The organism is Enterobacter sp. JUb54 (genome assembly GCF_014298075.1).
Classification (GTDB): domain Bacteria; phylum Pseudomonadota; class Gammaproteobacteria; order Enterobacterales; family Enterobacteriaceae; genus Klebsiella; species Klebsiella lignicola.
In genome coordinates, this window is record NZ_CP060418.1 from 4,918,758 (window position 1) to 4,938,606 (window position 19,849).

General features: G+C 52.7%; 18 protein-coding genes. 12 read left to right on the plus strand and 6 right to left on the minus strand.

The window, feature by feature from the left end; translation table 11 throughout:
- Nucleotides 1-40: 40 nt before the first annotated feature.
- Nucleotides 41-520, minus strand: coding sequence for a hypothetical protein (locus HF679_RS22870; protein ID WP_123756574.1), 480 nt, complete (start codon nt 518-520; stop codon nt 41-43).
- Nucleotides 517-1,437 carry a transcriptional regulator gene (locus HF679_RS22875; RefSeq protein ID WP_187042405.1) on the minus strand — a complete coding sequence of 307 codons (921 nt, stop codon included), beginning with the start codon at nt 1,435-1,437 and terminating at the stop codon, nt 517-519. The genes HF679_RS22870 and HF679_RS22875 overlap by 4 nt, the downstream gene beginning before the upstream one ends.
- Before the next feature lie 577 nt (nt 1,438-2,014).
- On the opposite strand from HF679_RS22875, the gene HF679_RS22880 reads away from it, so the two are divergent.
- The 9 genes from HF679_RS22880 (at nt 2,015) to HF679_RS22920 (ending at nt 10,189) form a co-directional block, all read left to right on the plus strand.
- Complete coding sequence (locus HF679_RS22880; RefSeq protein WP_123756576.1) at nt 2,015-2,527, plus strand: fimbrial protein; 513 nt, start codon at nt 2,015-2,017, stop codon at nt 2,525-2,527.
- A gap of 94 nt (nt 2,528-2,621) precedes the next feature.
- Nucleotides 2,622-3,221, plus strand: a complete 600-nt coding sequence (locus HF679_RS22885) for a fimbrial protein (protein WP_227540135.1) — start codon at nt 2,622-2,624, stop codon at nt 3,219-3,221.
- Nucleotides 3,222-3,381: 160 nt separating this feature from the next.
- Nucleotides 3,382-5,931: a fimbria/pilus outer membrane usher protein gene (locus HF679_RS22890; protein ID WP_227540136.1), complete on the plus strand. Its 2,550-nt coding sequence runs from the start codon at nt 3,382-3,384 to the stop codon at nt 5,929-5,931.
- Nucleotides 5,932-6,048: 117 nt separating this feature from the next.
- On the plus strand, nt 6,049-6,771 hold the full coding sequence (locus tag HF679_RS22895; protein WP_123756577.1) for a molecular chaperone: 723 nt from the start codon (nt 6,049-6,051) through the stop codon (nt 6,769-6,771).
- A 35-nt stretch (nt 6,772-6,806) separates the two neighbouring features.
- A complete protein-coding gene (locus HF679_RS22900) occupies nt 6,807-7,349 on the plus strand; it encodes a pilus-assembly fibrillin subunit (RefSeq protein WP_123756578.1) in 543 nt (180 codons plus the stop codon).
- Between the two features lie 12 nt (nt 7,350-7,361).
- Complete coding sequence (locus tag HF679_RS22905) at nt 7,362-7,904, plus strand: fimbrial protein (protein ID WP_123756579.1); 543 nt, start codon at nt 7,362-7,364, stop codon at nt 7,902-7,904.
- A gap of 17 nt (nt 7,905-7,921) precedes the next feature.
- Nucleotides 7,922-8,479, plus strand: a complete 558-nt coding sequence (locus HF679_RS22910; RefSeq protein WP_187042406.1) for a fimbrial protein — start codon at nt 7,922-7,924, stop codon at nt 8,477-8,479.
- A 133-nt stretch (nt 8,480-8,612) separates the two neighbouring features.
- Entirely contained in the window at nt 8,613-9,116 is a 504-nt protein-coding gene (locus HF679_RS22915) for a fimbrial protein (RefSeq protein WP_158613272.1), read from the plus strand.
- An 86-nt stretch (nt 9,117-9,202) separates the two neighbouring features.
- Nucleotides 9,203-10,189 (plus strand): hypothetical protein, encoded by a 987-nt coding sequence (locus HF679_RS22920; protein WP_123756582.1) that lies wholly within the window; start codon nt 9,203-9,205, stop codon nt 10,187-10,189.
- 232 nt (nt 10,190-10,421) lie between these two features.
- On the opposite strand, the gene HF679_RS22925 is transcribed toward HF679_RS22920, so the two are convergent.
- Both HF679_RS22925 and HF679_RS22930 read right to left on the minus strand, forming a co-directional pair.
- Nucleotides 10,422-10,895, minus strand: a complete 474-nt coding sequence (locus tag HF679_RS22925) for a hypothetical protein (RefSeq protein ID WP_187042407.1) — start codon at nt 10,893-10,895, stop codon at nt 10,422-10,424.
- Nucleotides 10,892-11,806 (minus strand): transcriptional regulator, encoded by a 915-nt coding sequence (locus tag HF679_RS22930; protein WP_187042408.1) that lies wholly within the window; start codon nt 11,804-11,806, stop codon nt 10,892-10,894. The genes HF679_RS22925 and HF679_RS22930 overlap by 4 nt, the downstream gene beginning before the upstream one ends.
- 384 nt (nt 11,807-12,190) lie before the next feature.
- Here HF679_RS22930 and HF679_RS22935 point away from each other — a divergent pair, with 384 nt between their 5' ends.
- Both HF679_RS22935 and HF679_RS22940 read left to right on the plus strand, forming a co-directional pair.
- The gene (locus tag HF679_RS22935; RefSeq protein ID WP_123756585.1) at nt 12,191-12,580 is read left to right on the plus strand and encodes a VOC family protein; all 390 of its coding nucleotides are present in this window, start codon (nt 12,191-12,193) and stop codon (nt 12,578-12,580) included.
- A 484-nt stretch (nt 12,581-13,064) separates the two neighbouring features.
- Nucleotides 13,065-14,618, plus strand: coding sequence for a peptide MFS transporter (locus HF679_RS22940; RefSeq protein WP_123756586.1), 1,554 nt, complete (start codon nt 13,065-13,067; stop codon nt 14,616-14,618).
- Between the two features lie 58 nt (nt 14,619-14,676).
- On the opposite strand, the gene HF679_RS22945 is transcribed toward HF679_RS22940, so the two are convergent.
- The gene (locus HF679_RS22945) at nt 14,677-15,456 is read right to left on the minus strand and encodes an acetoin reductase (RefSeq protein ID WP_123756587.1); all 780 of its coding nucleotides are present in this window, start codon (nt 15,454-15,456) and stop codon (nt 14,677-14,679) included.
- Between the two features lie 195 nt (nt 15,457-15,651).
- Here HF679_RS22945 and HF679_RS22950 point away from each other — a divergent pair, with 195 nt between their 5' ends.
- Nucleotides 15,652-18,387, plus strand: a complete 2,736-nt coding sequence (locus HF679_RS22950) for a LuxR C-terminal-related transcriptional regulator (protein WP_187042409.1) — start codon at nt 15,652-15,654, stop codon at nt 18,385-18,387.
- Here HF679_RS22950 and HF679_RS22955 read toward each other — a convergent pair.
- Nucleotides 18,376-19,845: an MdtP family multidrug efflux transporter outer membrane subunit gene (locus HF679_RS22955; protein WP_261803017.1), complete on the minus strand. Its 1,470-nt coding sequence runs from the start codon at nt 19,843-19,845 to the stop codon at nt 18,376-18,378. The genes HF679_RS22950 and HF679_RS22955 overlap by 12 nt on opposite strands.
- Nucleotides 19,846-19,849: the final 4 nt, after the last annotated feature.

Below are 19,849 nucleotides of genomic sequence, written 5' to 3' on the forward strand. Positions count from 1 at the left end.
TCTGACCGGGCATCAGGAAACGGAGCAATATTCTCGGGTTCTACATTTTTTTACAGTAAAATAATGGCATGTTGTGCAGGTAAATGACCGAGTTGTCATACTTGTCCGGTACAATTTTGAGAATTAATTCCTTTCCTGATTCATAATAGAAGGCAGGGTAATGAACATTGGTTTGGCTAGATTTTTGGCTGTCTGCACTGCTGAGATATTCAATGTTAGTATTCTTTAATATGTAAACGTCATCATTATTAATGAATGTGAATTTAATTGCTCTGCTTATGGTAATTTGTTCATTTTTTTCCATTGCAAGTCCGTGTATTGTCACTTCACCTTTGTTTTCACTGAATGTGAAGCCGTAGTTTGCGTCTGCTTTGAAATCATCGTGGATTAATATTTGTCTACTCTGACACTGTATTGTCCTGGTGTTTCGTGATGATGTTTGTAGCTTTAACGAAAGGGCTATCAAAAGGCACAGTGCCCCTGCAATGGCAACATTTTTATAAGTCAGTATAGGCTTCATGGCTTAACCTTAATGTCTTTCATTATTGTCAACGAACGGCAGTTCTGAGTATGCTCATCATAAGTGGTACAGCTGATGAAATTGATTCTGGTACCCATCGGGGATGCGGTAAAAAAAGTCTTTGACTGGCTGGTACAGGGGAGTCCTGATTTATCCATCAGGCCCTGTATTTCACTTAGTGAATGTTTGTTGTCTGCGGCATAAATGGCGCATTTTTTTGAGTTTAACTTTATATAATCTGAAAAAACCCCATCATTTTGCGCTGGCCAAAAGTACACAAAGATGGGTAAAAGAGTAACGGCCAGGGCCATGAACGGAGCCTGTTTGCGCCATTTCTTACTGGCTGTGTTGATGAACTCAGTGCGAGTGACCCCCTTGCTCTGATGGATATCGCGTACAAAGGGGAGTGGGCTTTCACGGCGGGTTGCTACGGTCGTCGCAACAGTAACGTCAACGGCGGCGGTGTTCTGCTCTGGTTCTGGCTGCGATTTTACTCTCAGGTCTGCTATCACGGCGCTGGCTGGTCGATGATATAAATCATCGCTTCCCTCTGCGCTAGCGCTCTCACTTAAATAAACACAGGACACCTTTATTTTTTTATTTATCCTAAGGCCGTTACGTGGAATGGTATCAATAATGTCAAACAAGCCAACGTTTTCCAGGTTCTTTCTGAGATGCAAAATAGACTGGTAATAGGCATTAGTGCTGACGCCAGATTTCCGTTTTTCTCCCCAGCCAAAATCTATCAACTCGTTCTGAGAGATAACTTCCCCCTGTTTTTTTAATAATTTTTCAAAACACATGCTCGCCGGGACCTGAAGTTTTATTTCCTTTCTATTCACACCGTCAATAATTAACCTTTTGGTGGGGATGAATATGATGTTTTCACCAATAACAAAGTAATCAATGTCGTCCATGTAATTATCCATTTAAAACAGCATGTTGTAGCTTAACAAAGGAGGTGTGACGCCGTTGAAACTGCTTTTATCGGGTCGGTCTGTCATTTATGAAAGAATAACAAATAAAAACTCACTACATTCTAATGGAAATTTTCTCTAATGTAACCCCTGATTTTTTCAGGAAACAATATGTTTTAGGGGTTTCACTATTCCGCTAGTTTGCATTTTTTGAGGGTTAAAATATCGCAGCGCTTGTTTCGCAGAGCAGGTTGAGTGGGGAACAGCCATAGTTCATGGTGGAATAAATCGTCTAAAGAGTTAAAGAATATAATATCCAGTTATTGAGTGTGTTGGGTTTATACCATGGTGAATGATGAATGATGAATGATGAATGATGAATGATGAATGTATGAATGAGGTGAAAGTTTTGGGCGTTATTTTATCACATTTGGCGTCAGGGTATTCAGTACGGTGATATTGCTGAAATGACTATAAGACGTAATTCACTGATGTGACCTTCCGATGCTTCCGGTGGGTCACACCAGTCAATTTAGGCTGGTTGATAACTTTCCATTATAGATATAAGGATTACAGGATGAAAACTACCGTTCTGGCTGCATCTGTTGCCGTTCTTTTTGCGTCTTTTGGTGCTCTGGCCGCTCAGGGAGCCGGTGTAGTTAATTTTAAAGGGACCGTTATTGATGCTCCTTGTGGTATTGACTCCCATGCAGCCGATCAATCTATCGATTTTGGTCAGATTTCCAAAAGCCACCTCGCTGCAGGCGGTACTTCTGACATAAAAGATCTGGATATCAAATTAGTTAACTGTGATATCAGCTCGGTTAAAAAAGGTGTGCAGGTGACCTTTAGTGGTGGCGTGGCCGGTGGCACGGCGGGTGAACTGGCAACTGCCGGTTCCACCAATACTGCCGTTGTGATTAACGGTTATGGCAGCAATATCGTTTACGGAACTCCAACTGGCGACATCCAACTGATTACTGGCGGCAATACTCTGCATTTCACTACCTGGGCTAAGCAGGCTACCGGTAAAACCGTAGCCGAAGGCGAATTTACCGCAGTGGCAAACTTTAGCCTTGCCTACGAGTAATCACCAATTATTACCGATATAACAAGCTAACAGGCCTGGCGGCTCCAGCTTGTGGCCGCCAGGTTGTTATCAACATTAAAAAAGGAGTCAGCTTGTGCACAAGGATTATTTTCATCTGAATCAGGTGGCTTGCTGCGTGCTTGTGATGCTGGCTCTGCATTTCAATATTTCGTTAGCCTCGTCGTCTTTAACGACCCCGGCAACTGCGCAAAATGAACAGGACGCAAGATACTGGCATGGACGAGCTACTTTTTCTGGTCAGGTCATTACCCCTGCTTGCACGTTAATGATGGAAGATGCCTGGCAGTCGGTTGAAATGGGGGGGACCCCGGTCCGGGATTTACAAATGGCATCCGTAGGGCCACGTAAACATTTCAAATTACGACTCCGCAACTGTGAGCTGGTGAGCACTGATGCTCAGAGCGCTATCGGCAGCGGTGCCAGAGTTATTTTTGAAGGAAATCGTGGAGAGACCGCGGAGCATTTTATGGTTTCTGGTCAGGCAACCGGTGTCGATCTGCAGATTTTTGATAGCGCGGGAGATATTGCCAGAGTAGGGGAAGCGTTACCGTTGCAGCAGCTATATGGCAAGAGCAATGAACTGGATTACACCCTGCGAATCATTCGCAATGGCAAGCCATTAAGCGCCGGAAATTATTATGCGGCACTACGTTTTCGTGTGGATTATGAATAACGGTGCGGCTGGAAAGTCTTATAGATAAATGCACTCAATATATATCGGTTTTTTTATCACAATTGAATATTGATTTTTTGGATCATGAGGCTCCGTGCTGAGCTACCGGTTGTTGTCCCCGGTGGTATGACAGACATGGCCCTGTTATGGATGATAGTTAATGAAAATAATGAATACATATCCTTTTACAGTGTGCAAGGTTGCTGTTGTGGTGTCTCTGGTATTATCCATTGGGAAAAGCTTTGCATTAGATTTTAATACTGATGTATTGGATTCTATTGACCGGGAGAATATCGATTTTTCCCGCTTTTCACAGGCGGGATATATTATGCCCGGTCAATATCAAATGCTGGTTCTGGTTAATAATCAATCGATCTCTCCATCCCCCTATGCGATTGATTTCATGGAGCATACTTTATCTTCTGATTTACATAAACCGGACCAGGTTGCGACGCCGGCCAAACCGTTACCTCAGCCTTGCCTGATACCAGAAATGGTTGAACGCATGGGATTGCTGCCGTCAGCTAAGCTTAAGGTGACGTGGTGGCATGATGATCAATGTGCTGATTTAAGCCAGCTACCGGGCGTCGTACTCCACCCGGACCCTGCCGCCGGCGTGTTGAAAATTAATATGCCGCAGGCCTGGCTGGAGTATTCGGATGCGACATGGTTACCGCCATCGCGTTGGGATAAGGGCATTCCGGGTTTATTACTCGATTACAACCTCAACGCCAATGTCAATAAACCCTATCAGGGTCAGCAATCTCAGTCCGTAAATTATAATGGCACCGTCGGGCTCAATGTTGATGCCTGGCGGATGCGTGCTGATTATCAGGGCTATCTGGATCATACCTCGGGATCCGGGCAGGGAACGCATTCTCAGTCTGACTGGACCCGCTATTATTTATACCGCGCGATACCAAACTGGCAGGCCATGCTGACCGTCGGTGAGAGCTATATTAATTCCGATATTTTCAGCACCTGGCGTTATACCGGCGTGAGCCTGGAGAGTGACAATCGGATGCTTCCTCCCAGACTGCGAGGTTATGCGCCTCAGGTCTCTGGAGTAGCAAATACAAATGCCAGGGTCGTCATTTCCCAACAGGGGAGAATTTTATATGACTCAACGGTACCGGCGGGACTGTTTACGATCCAGGATCTGGATAGTTCGGTGCGGGGTACCCTTGATGTAAAGGTAGTTGAGCAAAATGGGCAGACGAACACCTTCCAGGTGACCACCGCTTATGTCCCTTATCTTACCCGACCGGGCCAGATTCGATACAAGCTAGTTAGTGGGCGCTCGCGTAACCTGCAAGGCCATGATACCGAAGGCCCTTTTTTTGCCGGTGGCGAAGCTTCATGGGGGATAAACAACCGCTGGTCGCTGTACGGCGGAGGAACCCTGGCGGGTGACTACAATACGGCGGCAGTGGGGCTTGGTCATGATATGAACCGGCTCGGCACTCTTTCCGCAGACGTGACCCAGTCTGTTGCGAAGTTTAATAATGGCCCCGGAACCCTGCAAGGTAAATCGTGGCGTATCAGTTATTCCAAGCGTTTTGATGATATCAATGCGGATATTACCTTTGCGGGTTATCGCTTTTCGGAGCGCAACTATATGACCATGCAACAATATCTGGACGCACGCTATCGACATGATTTCACCGGGCGAGAAAAAGAACTTTATACCGTAACCCTTAATAAGAATTTTGATGATGCGCAGACCTCTGTCAGTTTGCAATACAGCTACCAGACTTACTGGGACAAAATAAACGAAAACTATTATACGTTTTCGTTAAACCGTTATTTTGATGCATTTGGTTTCAGGAATATTGCTGCCGGGATTACAGCATCACGCTCGCAATATAACGGACACGATAACGACATTGTATTTTTACGTTTATCCGTTCCGTGGGGAACGGGGTCGATGAGTTATAGCGGTAGCCTGAATAACAAGCGTCTTACCCAAACCGTTGGCTACAGCGATGTCGTTAATAACGGCCTTGATAGCTACAGCCTGAACACCGGGGTAAGTAGCGGCGGGAAGGGACAACGCGATAGTGGTCAGGCGAGCGCCTGGTACAGCCACAGTAGCCCTCTGGCAAATGTGTCAATGAATGCCGCTGCGGTGCAGGACAGCTATACCTCATTCGGCATGAGTTTATCGGGAGGCGCGACCGTCACCACTAAAGGTGCGGCCCTGCACGCCGGCGGATTGAATGGCGGAACGCGGTTACTGGTGGATACCGACGGAATTGCCGGTGTACCGGTTAATGGCGGGAGAGTGTTGACGAACCGCTGGGGCATTGGCGTGTTGACCGATGTGAACAGTTATTACCGCAATACGACCTCTGTCGACCTGAATCGACTGCCGGATGATATGGAAGCCACCCGTTCCGTTGTCGAGTCGGCATTAACGGAAGGTGCCATTGGTTATCGCCAGTTTGAAGTATTAAAAGGCCAGCGCTTGTTCGCCGTACTGAGCATGAGTGACGGGAGCCATCCGCCATTTGGTGCCAGCGTCAGTAACGCAAAAGGGCGCGAGCTGGGGATGGTAGGAGACGCCGGCTTAGCCTGGCTGACCGGCGTTAACCCCGGTGAATCTTTGGCGGTGAAGTGGGACGCGCAATCCCAGTGTGTCGTGACTATTCCGCCACAGCTGTTGCCGCAAAGTCAGCTGCTGCTGCCATGCCAAAAGGGAGATCAGTGACGTGGGGCTGAAAACACACGCAGGTTTTATTTGAGGGATCGCCATGGCTCAGGGCCATGGGGCGAACTGAGCAATTGCACAAAGCATTAACGCTGACCGGGAGAGGAGAAAAGGGAAATGTTAACGAAACAAGCCGTACTCATGTTGCTCATAGGAGCATGCTCAGGCTTTGTACCTGAAGGAGGGGCGGCAATATCGCTGGATCGTACCCGGGCTATTTTTGATGGCAACCTTAAGTCGATATCGCTGAATATTGCCAATGATAATAATCAGTTGCCATATCTTGCCCAGGCCTGGATTGAGAATGAACGTGAAGAGAAGTTGACGACCGGTCCTCTGGTGGCAACCCCTCCGGTTCAGCGCCTGGAAGCCGGGACCAGGAGTATGGTCCGCGTGTCATCAACCCCAGATATCACTACGTTACCCCAGGATCGGGAGTCCGTTTTTTATTTCAATTTACGCGAGATCCCACCGCGTAGCGAAAAGTCGAACGTGTTGCAGATTGCCCTGCAGACCAAAATCAAAGTGTTCTACCGGCCTGCCGCCATTAAAGCCGCTCCCAATGCTATCTGGCAGGATCAGGTCGTGTTGAACAAAGTTGCCGGAGGCTATCGGATAGAAAACCCGACCCCGTATTACGTCACCCTTATCGGGCTTGGCGGCAGCGAAAAATCGGCAAAAGAAGGGAAGTTTGATGCCGTGATGCTGGCGCCAAAATCGCAGCAGGTTGTGAAATCGGACAATTACGCCAGCCCATGGCTGAGCTGGATTGATGACTACGGCGGGCGTCCGGTACGGCAGTTTCAGTGTGCTGCTCAGCGTTGCACGGTCGTAAATTAATCATCCGGAATACGCGAAATGCCGAGGGAAGGCCGATGAAAATAACGACGACAACCCTGATGCTGACAGCCTTACTGTCCAGTGCTGCGATGAATAGCCTGACGCTTCACGCTGATGCGCTTTCGACCTGGCAACAGGTATTTATTCCGGACCTGGAGCCTTCGCGCGGGGAACAAGAATGGGCGCGTCATGAAGGACGGCTGGATATACATGGTGAACTGCTTTCCTCCCCATGTCAGTTGAAGACCAATGAAATCCATCTGCCGCTACCGGTAGTGACTCTGCGAGGTGAGCGTCGGACCTTGCTCAATCTGGAGCTGACAGGCTGCGGCTATGGCGATCCGCTTATTTCAGTGGCAACGCCGGCGGAACAGTCATCGGTGATGATGGTTCACAGCACGTTGTTGACCGGGCAGTCCGGTGGCTTTTTACCTCCGGGGCAAAAGACATCGGCCCTCTCCCGGCTCGTTCTTCATGGCGGTTCAACCCGTTTAACCTGGTCTCTCAATGATGCTCAGCGGCAGATGCTGACGCCTGCAGCAAAATCGGCGTTACGCCTGCAACTGAATTACGAGTAAGAGGAACGGAATATGCGGCGATTATTTTTCTCCCTGGTACTTCAGGTCATGGGCATGTTGTTGGTGGTTGGAGACGGGCGTGCTGATGTGGTCTTCAACGGCAATCTTCTGGATCGTCCCTGCCATGTCGACACGGCCTCGCTAACTCAGGATGTGACGTTTCGGGAAGCGGCGGCGCCATTATTCTGGATCTGGCCCGCGAAGGGTTACGAAGAACCGCTGCGAATTGGCCTGGTTAACTGCTACGCCTCCTCGCTTGGCAAGGTTGTTCGCCTGACATTTCGTGGGCCGGGAGAGACGGATTTACCCGGGTATCTGGCGGTCAGCGGTGTGAACGCGGGGCGCCTCGGCATCGGTATTCTCGATACCGATGGGCGTTCGCTGCTGAAATTGGGCGATGCCCATCATCAGGGCGCGGGTGATGTCGTGACCGGTAAAACGCTGATGCTGAATTTCAGGGTCTTTACACAGGCGACGCCGGCGGCGATAGCGCAGAAGAGCGTCGTTCCGGGAGATTACAGCGCAATGGTCACTTTTGAACTGAATTATCAGTAAGGAACAAGGAACCGTCCATGGTGTTTGCAACGTCTTGTTTATCATTCCTGCGACCCGCCGGGCTATTGCTACTCAGCCACGTGTTTACCGTCACGGCGCTAGCGGAAACCTCGGTGTATTTGCATGGCAACCTGGTTATTCCGGAGTGCGTCATCAACGGGAATAATTCAGTAGAGGTGAAGTTTGGTGATGTGGATATTCAGTCTTTGCCGGTCTCCCACACGCTCTATGCGCTGACGCCGTTCTCGGTCCCCATGGACTGCCCTTATACCCTGGGCGTACCAAAGTTAACCGTCGAGGCTCCGGTGGCGTCCGGGGGAATGGCCCGGGATGGCGCCATTAAAACATCGCGCGACGGTGAGGGTCTGGTGGTCTATCTGCGTGCTCAGGATGGTATTACGCCCGTGGTGCTTAACGCCGCCACTGGGATGGATATCTCCCATTCGGTAGTCGGCAGTAGCGGCACGACCCGCACTCTGCGGCTGAATGCCGGTGTCGGGCAGTTGAAAGGGGTGGATAAATTAACGGCCGGCGCCTTTGCGGCGACCGCCAGTCTGCAGGTTCGTTATGAGTAGCGCGGGCCAGGAACCTACGCTTCGCGTCGATGACGTAACGCGGGCGCCAAAGGCGGTGCGACCTGATGGACAGACAGTTAGCCAGAAACCCGAAAGGAGTAACACAGCAATGAGCAGGGGACTGGGGTTAATCATGGCGGTGGTGTGTGCGCTGGCAACGCGTAGCGCTGCGGCTGAGGATATCGTGGTGAATATTACCGGGGAAATAATAACCCCGCCGTGCGTTATTAATAATGGTGCCGCGATTGAAGTCAATTTCGACAATGTATCGGTAACGGATGTGGCGAACGCACGTAATCTCCGAACGTTAACCGTGCCGGTAACCTGTATTTATTATAAGGCGACGCCTTACGTGAAAGTGACGGGCACGCAGTTAAGCGGGGCGGGGAGTCATGTGCTGCGAACCAATATCACTAATTTTGGTATCGCGTTGTATCAGGGCAATGGCACCGGAGTGCCAATGAAACTGAATGATAATGGACTTTATCCCGGCTTTCCGCTCCTGGCGGGGCTGTCAGCGGTTAATCAGGCCAGCGGACAATTTACCTTTAGCGCGTTGCCCTATCAGCTCGGAAGCCAGTTTCCCGCATCGGGCGCATTTTCAGCGACGGCAAACATGAGCATTACTTATCAGTAATGGTGCCTGCGGCAATAAGGCCGCGGTTAGCTTATATCGATGACGGTTCCGGTGTGCGGGAGCCGCGACGGACTACAGGAGTTTATATGAAGGGCTTGATAAACAAAAAAGCGCTGAGCTTCGCTGGGGCGTGTTGTCTTTTTTTTACGGCTGCCAGTGGGCATGGTGCCGTTTATATTCAGGCCACGTTATCTCCAAATATCGGCATCACCTCAACTAATGTCAGCAATGGTATCGGGCAAACGACGCTGGATTTTCGCAGCCCGGCCGGCTCGCGAGGCTATGTTCCCTGGGTGAGTACCTCAGGTGTTCAAACCTATAAATATATTCGTGCGTTTTCGGTATTTGAAAGCAAGGTCGTGATGAAAAACAAGTCAACCGGGCAGAGCTTTAGCGTCCCGGTAACCTGCCCGGCCTGCCATGCAGCATCCTCTGCGGGATTTTTGTCTGCGGGCGGTCTCGTTAGCTTTCCTATGACCCACGGTTCATATCTGGGGCAGACTCATATTTTCGCGGCTTCTGCCTCAGTCACCTCCCGGATACTGGTGTCACTACTTGATAGCCGCATCCCGGCCGGAAGCTATGAAGGAACCATTATGGGGAGCGTGGGGCAGCTGGCGGAGTCCTATTCCGGCGAATATCTTAACTATGCGTCATCAATAATAAGTGTTGGTGTAAGAACCGGGATCGCCACGGTGGTGGCAATGAAGTTTGATATTGTTATTCCCGAATATACCATCTGCACCACCAACAGCCCGCTGACGATTAACCACGGTCCGTTGACGCCAGACCAGGTTGCGGGAAGTGTGAAGACGCAAACGCTGTCAATTGCCTGCACCGGGAAGGCGACGATCAAGCTGTCGATGAGTACCCCCCGGCCGCGGGTCGGTAACGGAGTCAACAGCCATATCCGGATGTCCGCTGATAACATCAACTGGGCTGAAACCTCAAATACGACGCTGGGTAGCCGGGGTACGCAGATGATCTATCTTTCTTCGACGCTGGAAACGTCCGGGACGATGGTGCCTCAAAGCCTGCAGGGGAGCACTGTTATAACCATGAATTATCAATAGGTCGTTAAGGTATTGCGGTATTTATATTTAACCTGAAGATATTGTCTGCGCAATAAATTAAACGTTTTCATCTTACAGAAATCTTGATATGATTTTATACGATGTGTCTTTTTCTTCAGGGATAAAGTGTATACCACTTTAAAATCAATAATAAAATCCACCCCAGGTATCTTCAGGCCGTAATTTACGGCCTTTTTTTCGTGGTTTTTTTGTCGTATTACCGGTTGTTGTGTTATTTGTCGCGGCAATAGAATATTGGTATATTATATAAAGATATTATTTTATTATGATACCTGTCTTCCTGAATTTTAATGGTCAGGTTTTTCTCTGGCTCATAGAAAAAAGCCGGGAGATGATGGTTAACGTTGCTGCCCTGGCTTTCATCGGGACTGAAATTTTCGATGTTATGGCTTTGAAGGACGTAAATACTATCTGATTTGTTGTATGAAAAATAAATCGCCCGGCTGATCTGGTACTGCTTTTCACCTTCCGTCGCCAGGCCACTGATGCTTATCTCGCCTTTGTTTTTACTTAACGTGAAAACATAGTTGGCATTCAGTCGGAAATCGTCATGGATCACGGTGTTTTGACTTTGACATGAGATCGTTTCATCACCAGAAATACCAGTATTGTACTGTAAGAGTAAATAAACGCCGCCAGCCAGTATCGCAATGAAACAGACAAGGTAGATGATTTTATTTTTCATTGGGGCTCCTTCATCTTTTTCATGATGCTAACAGAACGGCAGTCCTGCTCTTTGCTGGTATAACGGGAGCAGTAAATGATGTTTAGCTGCGAGTTCATCGGCGAAGTGGCAAGAAAAAGAGTTGAATCACTCTGACATGACAGGCCAGCTTCTTGCAGTAACTCTTGAGCCTCAGCGTCGGTGTATTTTACCTTCTTGCTGTAAATATGACACGGAGTGGTATCCAGGCTGATATAGTTTGCAAAGGCCAGCGCTGGTTTATGCGTGATGTGATAAAACAAGGCAATGGCAATGACAGGAATAAGAACCAATGCGATATATTTCAGCGGCAGTTTAGGTCGTTTTCCCTGAGCCTGGTTGGGAGCGTCGAGGATGTAAGAGGGCGTGATTTTGGCTGGGGGGATTTTATTTTCAAGCTGCGCCCTGGTGCCTGGGCTTTCTACATTATCGACCCCGGATCCATCAGCAGGTTGGGCACTAACGTTGGCCGTTGTCTGGCTATTTTCAGCGTCTGTTGTTACCAGTTGCAGGCCGCTCTGCGACGATTCATCATTGCTGTATGTTACCTCAATGTGAATACTACCATTAAGTTTGAGACCATACCGTGGAACGGTATCAATAATATCCTCTAAGCCCAATTTGGCCAGGCTTCTTCGGAGGTGCAAAATGCTCTGGTAGTAAGTATTAGCATTAATACTCGCGTGACGTTTTGGTCCCCAGCCACAAAGGATCAGTTCTTGCTGGGAGACAATCCGGCCATTAGCATCTAATAATTTTTTAAAACAGAGACTTGCCGGTACCTGTAATCTGATTTTTTTGCCACTATGAATATCGACCAGTTCCCTTTGTGAAGGGATGAACTCGACTTGAGTACCGATGATAAATCTTTTGTTTTTATCGATATTGTTCATCTTAGGAAAATAGTCACAGGTAGAGTGGTTGCGGCAAACATGTTATTAGTGAGTCTAATTACATATAGTGATACAAATTGCCATACTAGTGTAGAGAAAAATTCAGCCACTGACAAATGAGATTTTTCTGACGCGATATTTAAACACAGGTGATCAACTGTGTTGCTTTATTATGTCCGCGATCTGTCTTCAATGTTATTTGGTAGTATATTCAGTGTGAATATTTTTAAACGATGGAAATAAAATCGCGTTTATTCAAAGGATGATGCGGACACATCATAAATACGATAAGGCTCTGACGGACAAATGCCGCCCGGAATCGCGGGTACAGTAACCATGCCGCTGCCCATGGTGGGCAGCACTTGTTAACCCACGGGAGCTTCTATGATCTTCAGCCACATGCGTATTGCCCGACCGGTCAGCGACCTTGAGCACGCCTGTGCGATGTACAGCCAGGGACTGGGACTGGAGCGCATTGCCGATTTCGCCGATCATGACGGCTTCAGTGGAATTATGCTGGGCCATTCGACGCTGCCCTGGCACCTTGAATTCACCATCTGTCACCGGCACCCGGTGCAGCCTGGCCCGACGAATGAGGATTTACTGGTTCTCTATTACCCCGACAAGCCCGACTGGGAGCACGCTTGCGCCCGAATGGTGACGGCTGGCTTTCGCGTGGTATCAGCGTTTAACCCGTACTGGGACGTGAACGGGCAAACATTCGTCGATGCCGACGGTTACCGGGTGGTGCTGCAGAACCGGCGCTGGGCATAGCGTTCACGCGCGAAAATTTACACACTCCCTCTCAGGCATTGCAAAAATTCGGTGCTGTTGGTCCGGCTTCGACCCGCCTCCCTCAGTGCCGTCATCCTACCGGCCAGCTAAGATCACAACTTATCGATACTTCCTAACATCGCGGCGACCAACCTGGTATTTCCCCTACTTTTTATCGCGTTATCCTGCCTTTCTGCACGTGACATCAATACGATAATCTAATCATTTAACTCATTGTTTATAATCGAATAATCCTTTCATTTATTTTCATTTGAGAAGTCAATCACATTTTGACTTTGGCCAACTTAAAATCTATAAAAGTAGACGTTTGTCGAGTTTTCATCTAAAAGATTGGGGTGAGGGGCTAGACAAAACCAGAATCTGGTTATCAAATAGTTAAAAAATATTATACCTCATGTTAATTACTGGCCGGATGTATACATAGTCAATATGTTTTCTGCGGCGCACCTTATCTGGAGAAGTTATGCATTCCTCTGTGAATAAAAATGAAAGCCGGACCTTCTTTGGTCATCCTTATCCTCTGGGTTCGTTATTTTTTACTGAAATGTGGGAGCGTTTCTCGTTTTACGGGATTCGCCCATTATTAATCCTGTTTATGGCCGCCACCGTGTATGACGGCGGAATGGGGCTGGCGCGTGAGAACGCCTCGGCGATCGTCGGTATCTTTGCCGGCAGTATGTACCTGGCGGCGTTGCCGGGCGGCTGGCTGGCGGATAACTGGCTGGGCCAGCAGAAGGCAGTCTGGTATGGATCGATTCTGATCGCGCTGGGTCACCTGTCGATCGCCCTGTCTGCCTTTATGGGCGACAATCTGTTTTTCATCGGGTTGATGTTCATCGTGCTGGGGTCGGGCCTGTTTAAGACCTGTATCTCGGTGATGGTGGGCACGCTGTACAAGAAAGGTGACGCCCGTCGTGACGGTGGGTTTTCGCTGTTCTATATGGGCATCAACATGGGGTCGTTTATCGCTCCGTTGATCTCCGGCTGGCTGATCAAATCGCACGGCTGGCACTGGGGCTTTGGCATCGGTGGTCTCGGGATGCTGGTCGCGTTGGTTATCTTCCGCGTCTTCGCGGTACCGGCGATGAAGCGTTATGACAGCGAAGTGGGTCTCGATTCGACCTGGAACAGCCCGGTGGCGAAGAAAAACGGCGTCGGCGCATGGCTGCTGGCGCTGGCGGTTGGCGCGGCGGTGATCATCACGCTGATTGCTCAGGGCGTGATTGTGGTAAACCCTGTCGCGGTCGCCAGCATGCTGGTGTACGTGATTGCCGCTTCGGTGGTGCTGTACTTTATCTACCTTTTCATGTTTGCCGGACTGAGCCGTAAAGAGCGCGCGCGCTTGCTGGTGTGCTTTATTCTGCTGGTCTCTGCCGCCTTCTTCTGGTCGGCATTTGAACAGAAGCCAACTTCATTTAACCTGTTTGCCAATGACTACACCAACCGCATGATCGGCGACTTTGAGATCCCGGCGGTCTGGTTCCAGTCGGTCAATGCGCTGTTTATCATTCTGCTGGCGCCGGTCTTCAGCTGGGCGTGGCCGGCTATGGCGCGTAAAGGCGTCCGCCCGAGCAGCATCACCAAGTTCGTTATCGGTATTCTCTGTGCGGCTGCGGGCTTTGGCCTGATGATGCTGGCGGCCCAGCATGTGCTGAGCAATGACGGGGCTGGCGTATCACCGTTCTGGCTGGTGGGCAGTATTCTGATGCTGACCCTCGGCGAACTGTGCCTGAGCCCGATTGGTCTGGCGACCATGACGCTGCTGGCGCCGGAAAGAATGCGCGGCCAGATGATGGGTCTGTGGTTCTGCGCCAGCGCGCTGGGTAACCTTGCGGCAGGCCTGATTGGCGGTCACGTTAAAGCGGACCAGTTGGATATGCTGCCGGATCTCTTCGCCCGCTGCTCGATTGCGCTGCTTATCTGCGCCGCCGTGCTCTGCGTGCTGATCGTCCCGGTGCGTCGTATGCTGGAAAACACCCGCAACGACAGCGCTCAGAAGTCAGTCTCTAACGCCTGACGGCAGCGGAGAAACGAGGTACAGCGGGCCGCCTGATTAAGACGGCCCGCTTCGGACATTAACGGTAAACAATCCCGCCATCGATCAGGATCGACTGACCGGTAATATAATCGGAATCCGGGCCAGCCAGGTACGAGACCAGGCTTGCCACATCGTCCGGCGTTTCTGCGCGACCGAGTGCGATACCTTCAACATATTTTTTATAGGTCTCACCGACCGGCGCACCGGTAATGTCGGAGAAACGTTTATCGATTTCGGTCCACATGCCGGTACCGACAATCCCCGGGCAGTAGGCGTTTACGGTGATCCCACGGCTGGCGTACTCTTTCGCCGCCGCCTGAGTCAGGGCGCGAACAGCAAATTTGGTGGCGGAATAGATCCCCAGCATAGCGAAACCGTCATGTCCGGCAATCGAGCAGGCATTGATAATTTTGCCGTTCTGCTTGCGGTCGATAAATTTTTTCGCCGCGGCCTGGATGCCCCATAAGGTTCCCTGAACGTTGATGCGCATGATCTGATCGACCTCGTCAGGTATCACGTCGGCGATCGCCTGCACCTGTGCAATGCCCGCGTTGTTGACGATAATATCAAAGCCGCCCAGCTCCTTTTCCGCCTGGTCAACGGCGGCATATACCTGGTCGCGATCGGCAATATTGGCGACGAACGTCGCGGCCTTACGACCCAGGGCCTCAATCTCTGCGGCTACTGCCGCAATCCCTTCCGGCTTCACGTCGACAAGCATCAACGACGCACCTTCTTTGGCCAGACGTAAAGCAATACCGCGGCCAATGCCCTGACCTGCGCCGGTCACTAAAGCAACTTTATTTTCGATAGCCATTTCTGTACTCACCTTGTACTGATTAAGAGATGATGGATGCCGGATGGGAAAGGCTGGCCGCACGAACAAGCTGGCCTGACGTACCGCCCATCGGTGGCAGAAGATAAAACTACTTTATAGGTATGGATAAACATGGCCTACCCCCCGGTTGGGGGGGATAATGGCCGGCGTACGGGATGAAGAGGTCATGGCGCTATGGAATTGTTACCCTCGACGGAAGACGCATTGAGCGGGTTTGTTCATCAGGAACCGTTCCGCCTTGCGCGCACCTTACCGCTGATTGCGACGCGCTTTACGCCGCCGCGATCGCCGGGGACGCTGCAGCCACGCGAGCGTCTGCTCCAGCGTCTCGATGCCGCCCTCACCAGTACCCTCACGCTGGTATGCGCTCCCGCCGGGTTCGGTAAAACCACGCTGCTGGCCCAGTGGTACCAGCATCGGCAGCTGCAGGGCGATGCGCTCGCCTGGCTGAGCATCGACGACGATGACAGCACGCCTTTGCTATTGATGCGTTACCTGCAAGAGGCGCTGCGGCCGCTGCGGCAGACAGAGAATGTCATGGCGGAGAATGTCCCAGCTGACGATTTCCACCTGTTTCTCGCCGGGCTCGTCAACCAGCTCCACCGCCGTCAGGCACCGCTGTTTCTGATTCTTGATGACTACCAGAATATTAGCGACCCGGACATTCATGAGGGGTTGAACTGGCTGCTGAACCATGCGCCGCCGTCACTGCATCTGATTATTGCCAGCCGCAGCCAACCCCCGCTGGCGTTGAGCCGCCTGCAGATGGAAGATCGGCTGGTGGAGATTGACGATCATGCGCTGCGGTTTAACGCCGCCGAGGCCAGGATCTATTTTTCAACGTCGATCTCGCCGGCCCCCGAGCGGCAGGATATTCCGCGGCTGATTGCCCGCACCGAGGGCTGGGTTGCCGGAATGAAAATGGCCGCCTTAGCGAACGGCAGCGCCCATTCCTGCCTCACCGACGGTAAACTGAACAGCGCCTCCCGCGCGCTCTCTCGCTATCTGGACGAAGTTATTTTTGCGCCACTGCCCACGGAGGTGTTGGCCTTTCTTCTGCGAACCTCCATGCTCAACCGTCTGCACCCGTCGCTGTGCGATGCCGTGACCGGAAAACGCAACGGTGAAGCGATGCTGACGTGGATAGCGCAGCACAATCTGTTTCTCTCTGCCCTGGATGCGGACGGCTTCTGGTTCCGTTATCACCCGCTGATGCGCGAAGCGTTGCTGTACCGCCTGCGCCATAGCGCGGAGGTGGATATCCGCGCGCTGCATGAACATGCCAGTAACTGGTTTGCCGGCCAGCAGTTGTGGGCGGAGGCGATTCGCCACGCGCTGGCCGCCGGAAAGGCGGGGGCCGGGCATGCGGAAGCGGGCGCGCAGTCGCTGGCGGAAGAGGGCGATATCGAGACCATGGTGCGCTGGATCCGCTATCTGCCGGCCAATCTGGATCCTTCGCGCATTGAACTGCAAACGAACTTAGCGTGGGCGTTAGCGCACCGCTTTCGCTTTCACGATGCCCGCCAGCTGCTGGACGCCATTGAGTCACTGGCCGCCGCCAACCGCCGCGAGATAGCCCACAGTTCATGGATCAAAATCCGCGTCGTGCGGGCTATCTGCGAAGCGTTTGCCGACAATATTGCGCAGAGCATTGCGATCGTCGAACCGCTGCTGCATGACGTACCCTGCGGTGATATCTGGGTGGATGGCCTGGTGTGCAATATTCTCAGCTACTGCCACCTGGCGAATGCCCGGCCGCAGCAGGCGCTGGATGTGCAGCAACGGGTAGCGGGAGTGCGGGTGGCGAACCGCAACCTGTTCGTCGAGGTGTACCGGGCGTTTGTTATGGCCCAGGGATACCTGCGTCAGGGCAACCTGGCGGAAGCTCAGCGCCAGGCGGCGCGGGCGCTGCACTATGCTGAACAGCAGACCGGTCCCCACTCCAGCAGCGGCGCAACCCTGGCGCCAATTCTCGCCGAAATTGCCTGGGAACAGGGGGAAGTGCAGTCCATCGCGACGCTGCTGATGCTCCGCCTGGAGATGATCGATGACTTTTGCCCACCAGATGGCTTTAGCCGCTGCTACATCGTGTTGGCGAGGCTGGCGCGAATAAACGGCCAGACGGACGAGATGACCTCGCTGCTTTTGCATGCCGAAGGCCTGGCGGTGCAGCGCGGATGGCTGCGGGCGCAGGCGCCGCTGCTGGCCGAGCGTATTTGCAATGCGCTTCAGGCGGGCGATCGCGCGGCGGCCGGCAGCCTGCTGCTGCGTCTGCAGCAACTGGCCCACGGGGCTGCCGCGGGGAACGCTGATTTTGTCATCGCCTGTTTGACCCTCAGTCAGAGCCGGGTGCTGATGGCCGATGGAAACCCCCTGGCGGCAGCCCGGCAGCTCGAGACGCTCGCCGATGAGCAGGAGCGTGTCGGCGAGTGGCTGTTTGCCGTACGTCTGCGGCTGATTCAGGCCGTCGCGCTGTGGCGTACCGGGGAACAGGAGCGGGCGATCGCCGTCGGGATCCCCGCGTTGCGCCGGGCGTTTCAGCAGAAACTGTGGCGCAGCCTGCTGGACGGCGGGGAGGATATGGCCGCAATGCTGATGGCTATCCAGCAACGCGGAGGCCAGGGCGAGGCTTTCAGCGGTGAGCTGGCGCAGCGCCTTGCCAAATTTAGCGAGGCTGGGATCCTGACGGCTGTAGCCCGTCAGGCGCCGGCGAACCTTCGTCTGACCGAACGGGAATTGCAAACGCTGGGGCTGATCGCCGAGGGCTACTCCAATAAAGAGATCGCCCGGGCCTTAGGGATTACGGCGGAAACCGTGAAATGGCATCTCAAGCAGCTGTACGACAAGCTGCAGGTGAATGGCCGGATTCAGGCGGTCAATCAGGCGCGAGAATGGCAGCTATTTGCCTGACGCCTGTGGGTCTAACGCCGGTCCGCGATAATCCCCACCCAGCGCCTTGATCAGCGTAATGTCGCTGCTCAACTGCTGCGCCTGGAAATCCAGCAATAACAATTGCTCGGCGATGACGGGACGACGCGCCTCCTGGGCCGCATAGCGGCTGACCAGCCCTCGCTGATAGTGCGCACTGGCGCTCTGCGCCGTCGCCAGGCTGGCGGTGACCTTCAGCTTCTGCAGCGCCACCTGTTGATTGAGGTCGTTCAGCTCGCTGGAGCCGATCGCCACATCGCGCACGGCATCCAGTACCGCCTGGTTGTACTGCTTAATCAGGATGTTACTGGCGGTACGTACCGATTGCAGATTGGCATTCAGGCGACCGCCGTCGAAGACCGGTAGATACAGTCCCGGCAGCAGGTTGATCTGCTGGAATGAGGATTTAAACAGATCGCCCACGCTCAGGGCGTTATATCCCCAGAAGGCCTTGATATCAAAGTGTGGGTAAAATGCTGCCTTCGCCGCGTCGACCTGGCTTAACGATGCGGTGACGTAGCCGCGCAGCGCCTGCAAATCCGGACGGCGGGCCAGCAATTCAAAGGAGAGCGAATCCGGGAGCGTCTCCTGGAGCGGCGGCAGCGCCACCGGATGGATCTCCGGCATGGAATGGGCATCGGCGCCGATCAGCGCCCGCAGGGTTTCCCGGTAACGGGTCAGCATCCCCTTGGCGCTCACCACCTGCTGCTGCGCCGCCAGCAGTTCGGCCTGGGCATTGGCGATGTCCACGCTATCCTCAACGCCGCGCTGGGTGCGGTGTTCATGGGCCTGCACCGAAAGGCGGGCAATCTCCTCCAGTTGGTTAAGCAGCGCTATTTTCTGGAAGGTCGCCTGCATCGCAAAGTACAGTTGCGCCACGCTGCTGGCGAGATCCAGCTCGATTCCGGCGGTTTCGGCCTGACGGGCATTTTTCTCGCCGATGGCGGCGGCAACGTGGGCGCGGTCAGCACCCCATAAATCGATATTCAGCGTCGCGCCGACGCCGACGGTATTCAGGGTGTACCACGGGCCGTTTTTATCGACCGGCAGCGAGTAAGAGTAGGGCCAGGTAAACTGTTTATCGGTCACCCGTAACCGGTTCTGCGCCGCGACGGCGGTGGCCTGCAGGCCCATCGCCGACTGCGCCAGTTCCACGGTGGATTGCGACTGGGCGATGCGCAAGCGTGCGGCCTGCATCGTCGGGGAGTTTTGCAGCGCGCGGTTGACCAGCATGTTGAGCTGGGCATCGTGATAGCCCTCCCACCATCTGGCGGCGGGCCAGCCGCTGTTGGCCAGATGAATCACCTGGGCGAGCTCCACCTGCTGCGGGTTGATGATTTTCATCTCGCCGGGATCGTCCTGGATTAACGCGCAGCCGGGGAGCTGCGCCAGGGCCAGGGCGAGGGGGCAATAACGCAGCACGCGGGCTACGGGGTCCATTTTT

Coding starts and splice junctions, on each gene's coding strand:
- HF679_RS22870 (WP_123756574.1), bottom strand. CDS start 520: ATGAAGCCTATACTGACTTATAAAAATGTTGCCATTGCAGGGGCACTG.
- HF679_RS22875 (WP_187042405.1), bottom strand. CDS start 1,437: ATGGACGACATTGATTACTTTGTTATTGGTGAAAACATCATATTCATC.
- HF679_RS22880 (WP_123756576.1), top strand. CDS start 2,015: ATGAAAACTACCGTTCTGGCTGCATCTGTTGCCGTTCTTTTTGCGTCT.
- HF679_RS22890 (WP_227540136.1), top strand. CDS start 3,382: ATGAAAATAATGAATACATATCCTTTTACAGTGTGCAAGGTTGCTGTT.
- HF679_RS22895 (WP_123756577.1), top strand. CDS start 6,049: ATGTTAACGAAACAAGCCGTACTCATGTTGCTCATAGGAGCATGCTCA.
- HF679_RS22900 (WP_123756578.1), top strand. CDS start 6,807: ATGAAAATAACGACGACAACCCTGATGCTGACAGCCTTACTGTCCAGT.
- HF679_RS22905 (WP_123756579.1), top strand. CDS start 7,362: ATGCGGCGATTATTTTTCTCCCTGGTACTTCAGGTCATGGGCATGTTG.
- HF679_RS22910 (WP_187042406.1), top strand. CDS start 7,922: ATGGTGTTTGCAACGTCTTGTTTATCATTCCTGCGACCCGCCGGGCTA.
- HF679_RS22915 (WP_158613272.1), top strand. CDS start 8,613: ATGGCGGTGGTGTGTGCGCTGGCAACGCGTAGCGCTGCGGCTGAGGAT.
- HF679_RS22920 (WP_123756582.1), top strand. CDS start 9,203: ATGAAGGGCTTGATAAACAAAAAAGCGCTGAGCTTCGCTGGGGCGTGT.
- HF679_RS22925 (WP_187042407.1), bottom strand. CDS start 10,895: ATGAAAAATAAAATCATCTACCTTGTCTGTTTCATTGCGATACTGGCT.
- HF679_RS22930 (WP_187042408.1), bottom strand. CDS start 11,806: ATGAACAATATCGATAAAAACAAAAGATTTATCATCGGTACTCAAGTC.
- HF679_RS22935 (WP_123756585.1), top strand. CDS start 12,191: ATGATCTTCAGCCACATGCGTATTGCCCGACCGGTCAGCGACCTTGAG.
- HF679_RS22940 (WP_123756586.1), top strand. CDS start 13,065: ATGCATTCCTCTGTGAATAAAAATGAAAGCCGGACCTTCTTTGGTCAT.
- HF679_RS22945 (WP_123756587.1), bottom strand. CDS start 15,456: ATGGCTATCGAAAATAAAGTTGCTTTAGTGACCGGCGCAGGTCAGGGC.
- HF679_RS22950 (WP_187042409.1), top strand. CDS start 15,652: ATGGAATTGTTACCCTCGACGGAAGACGCATTGAGCGGGTTTGTTCAT.
- HF679_RS22955 (WP_261803017.1), bottom strand. CDS start 19,845: ATGGACCCCGTAGCCCGCGTGCTGCGTTATTGCCCCCTCGCCCTGGCC.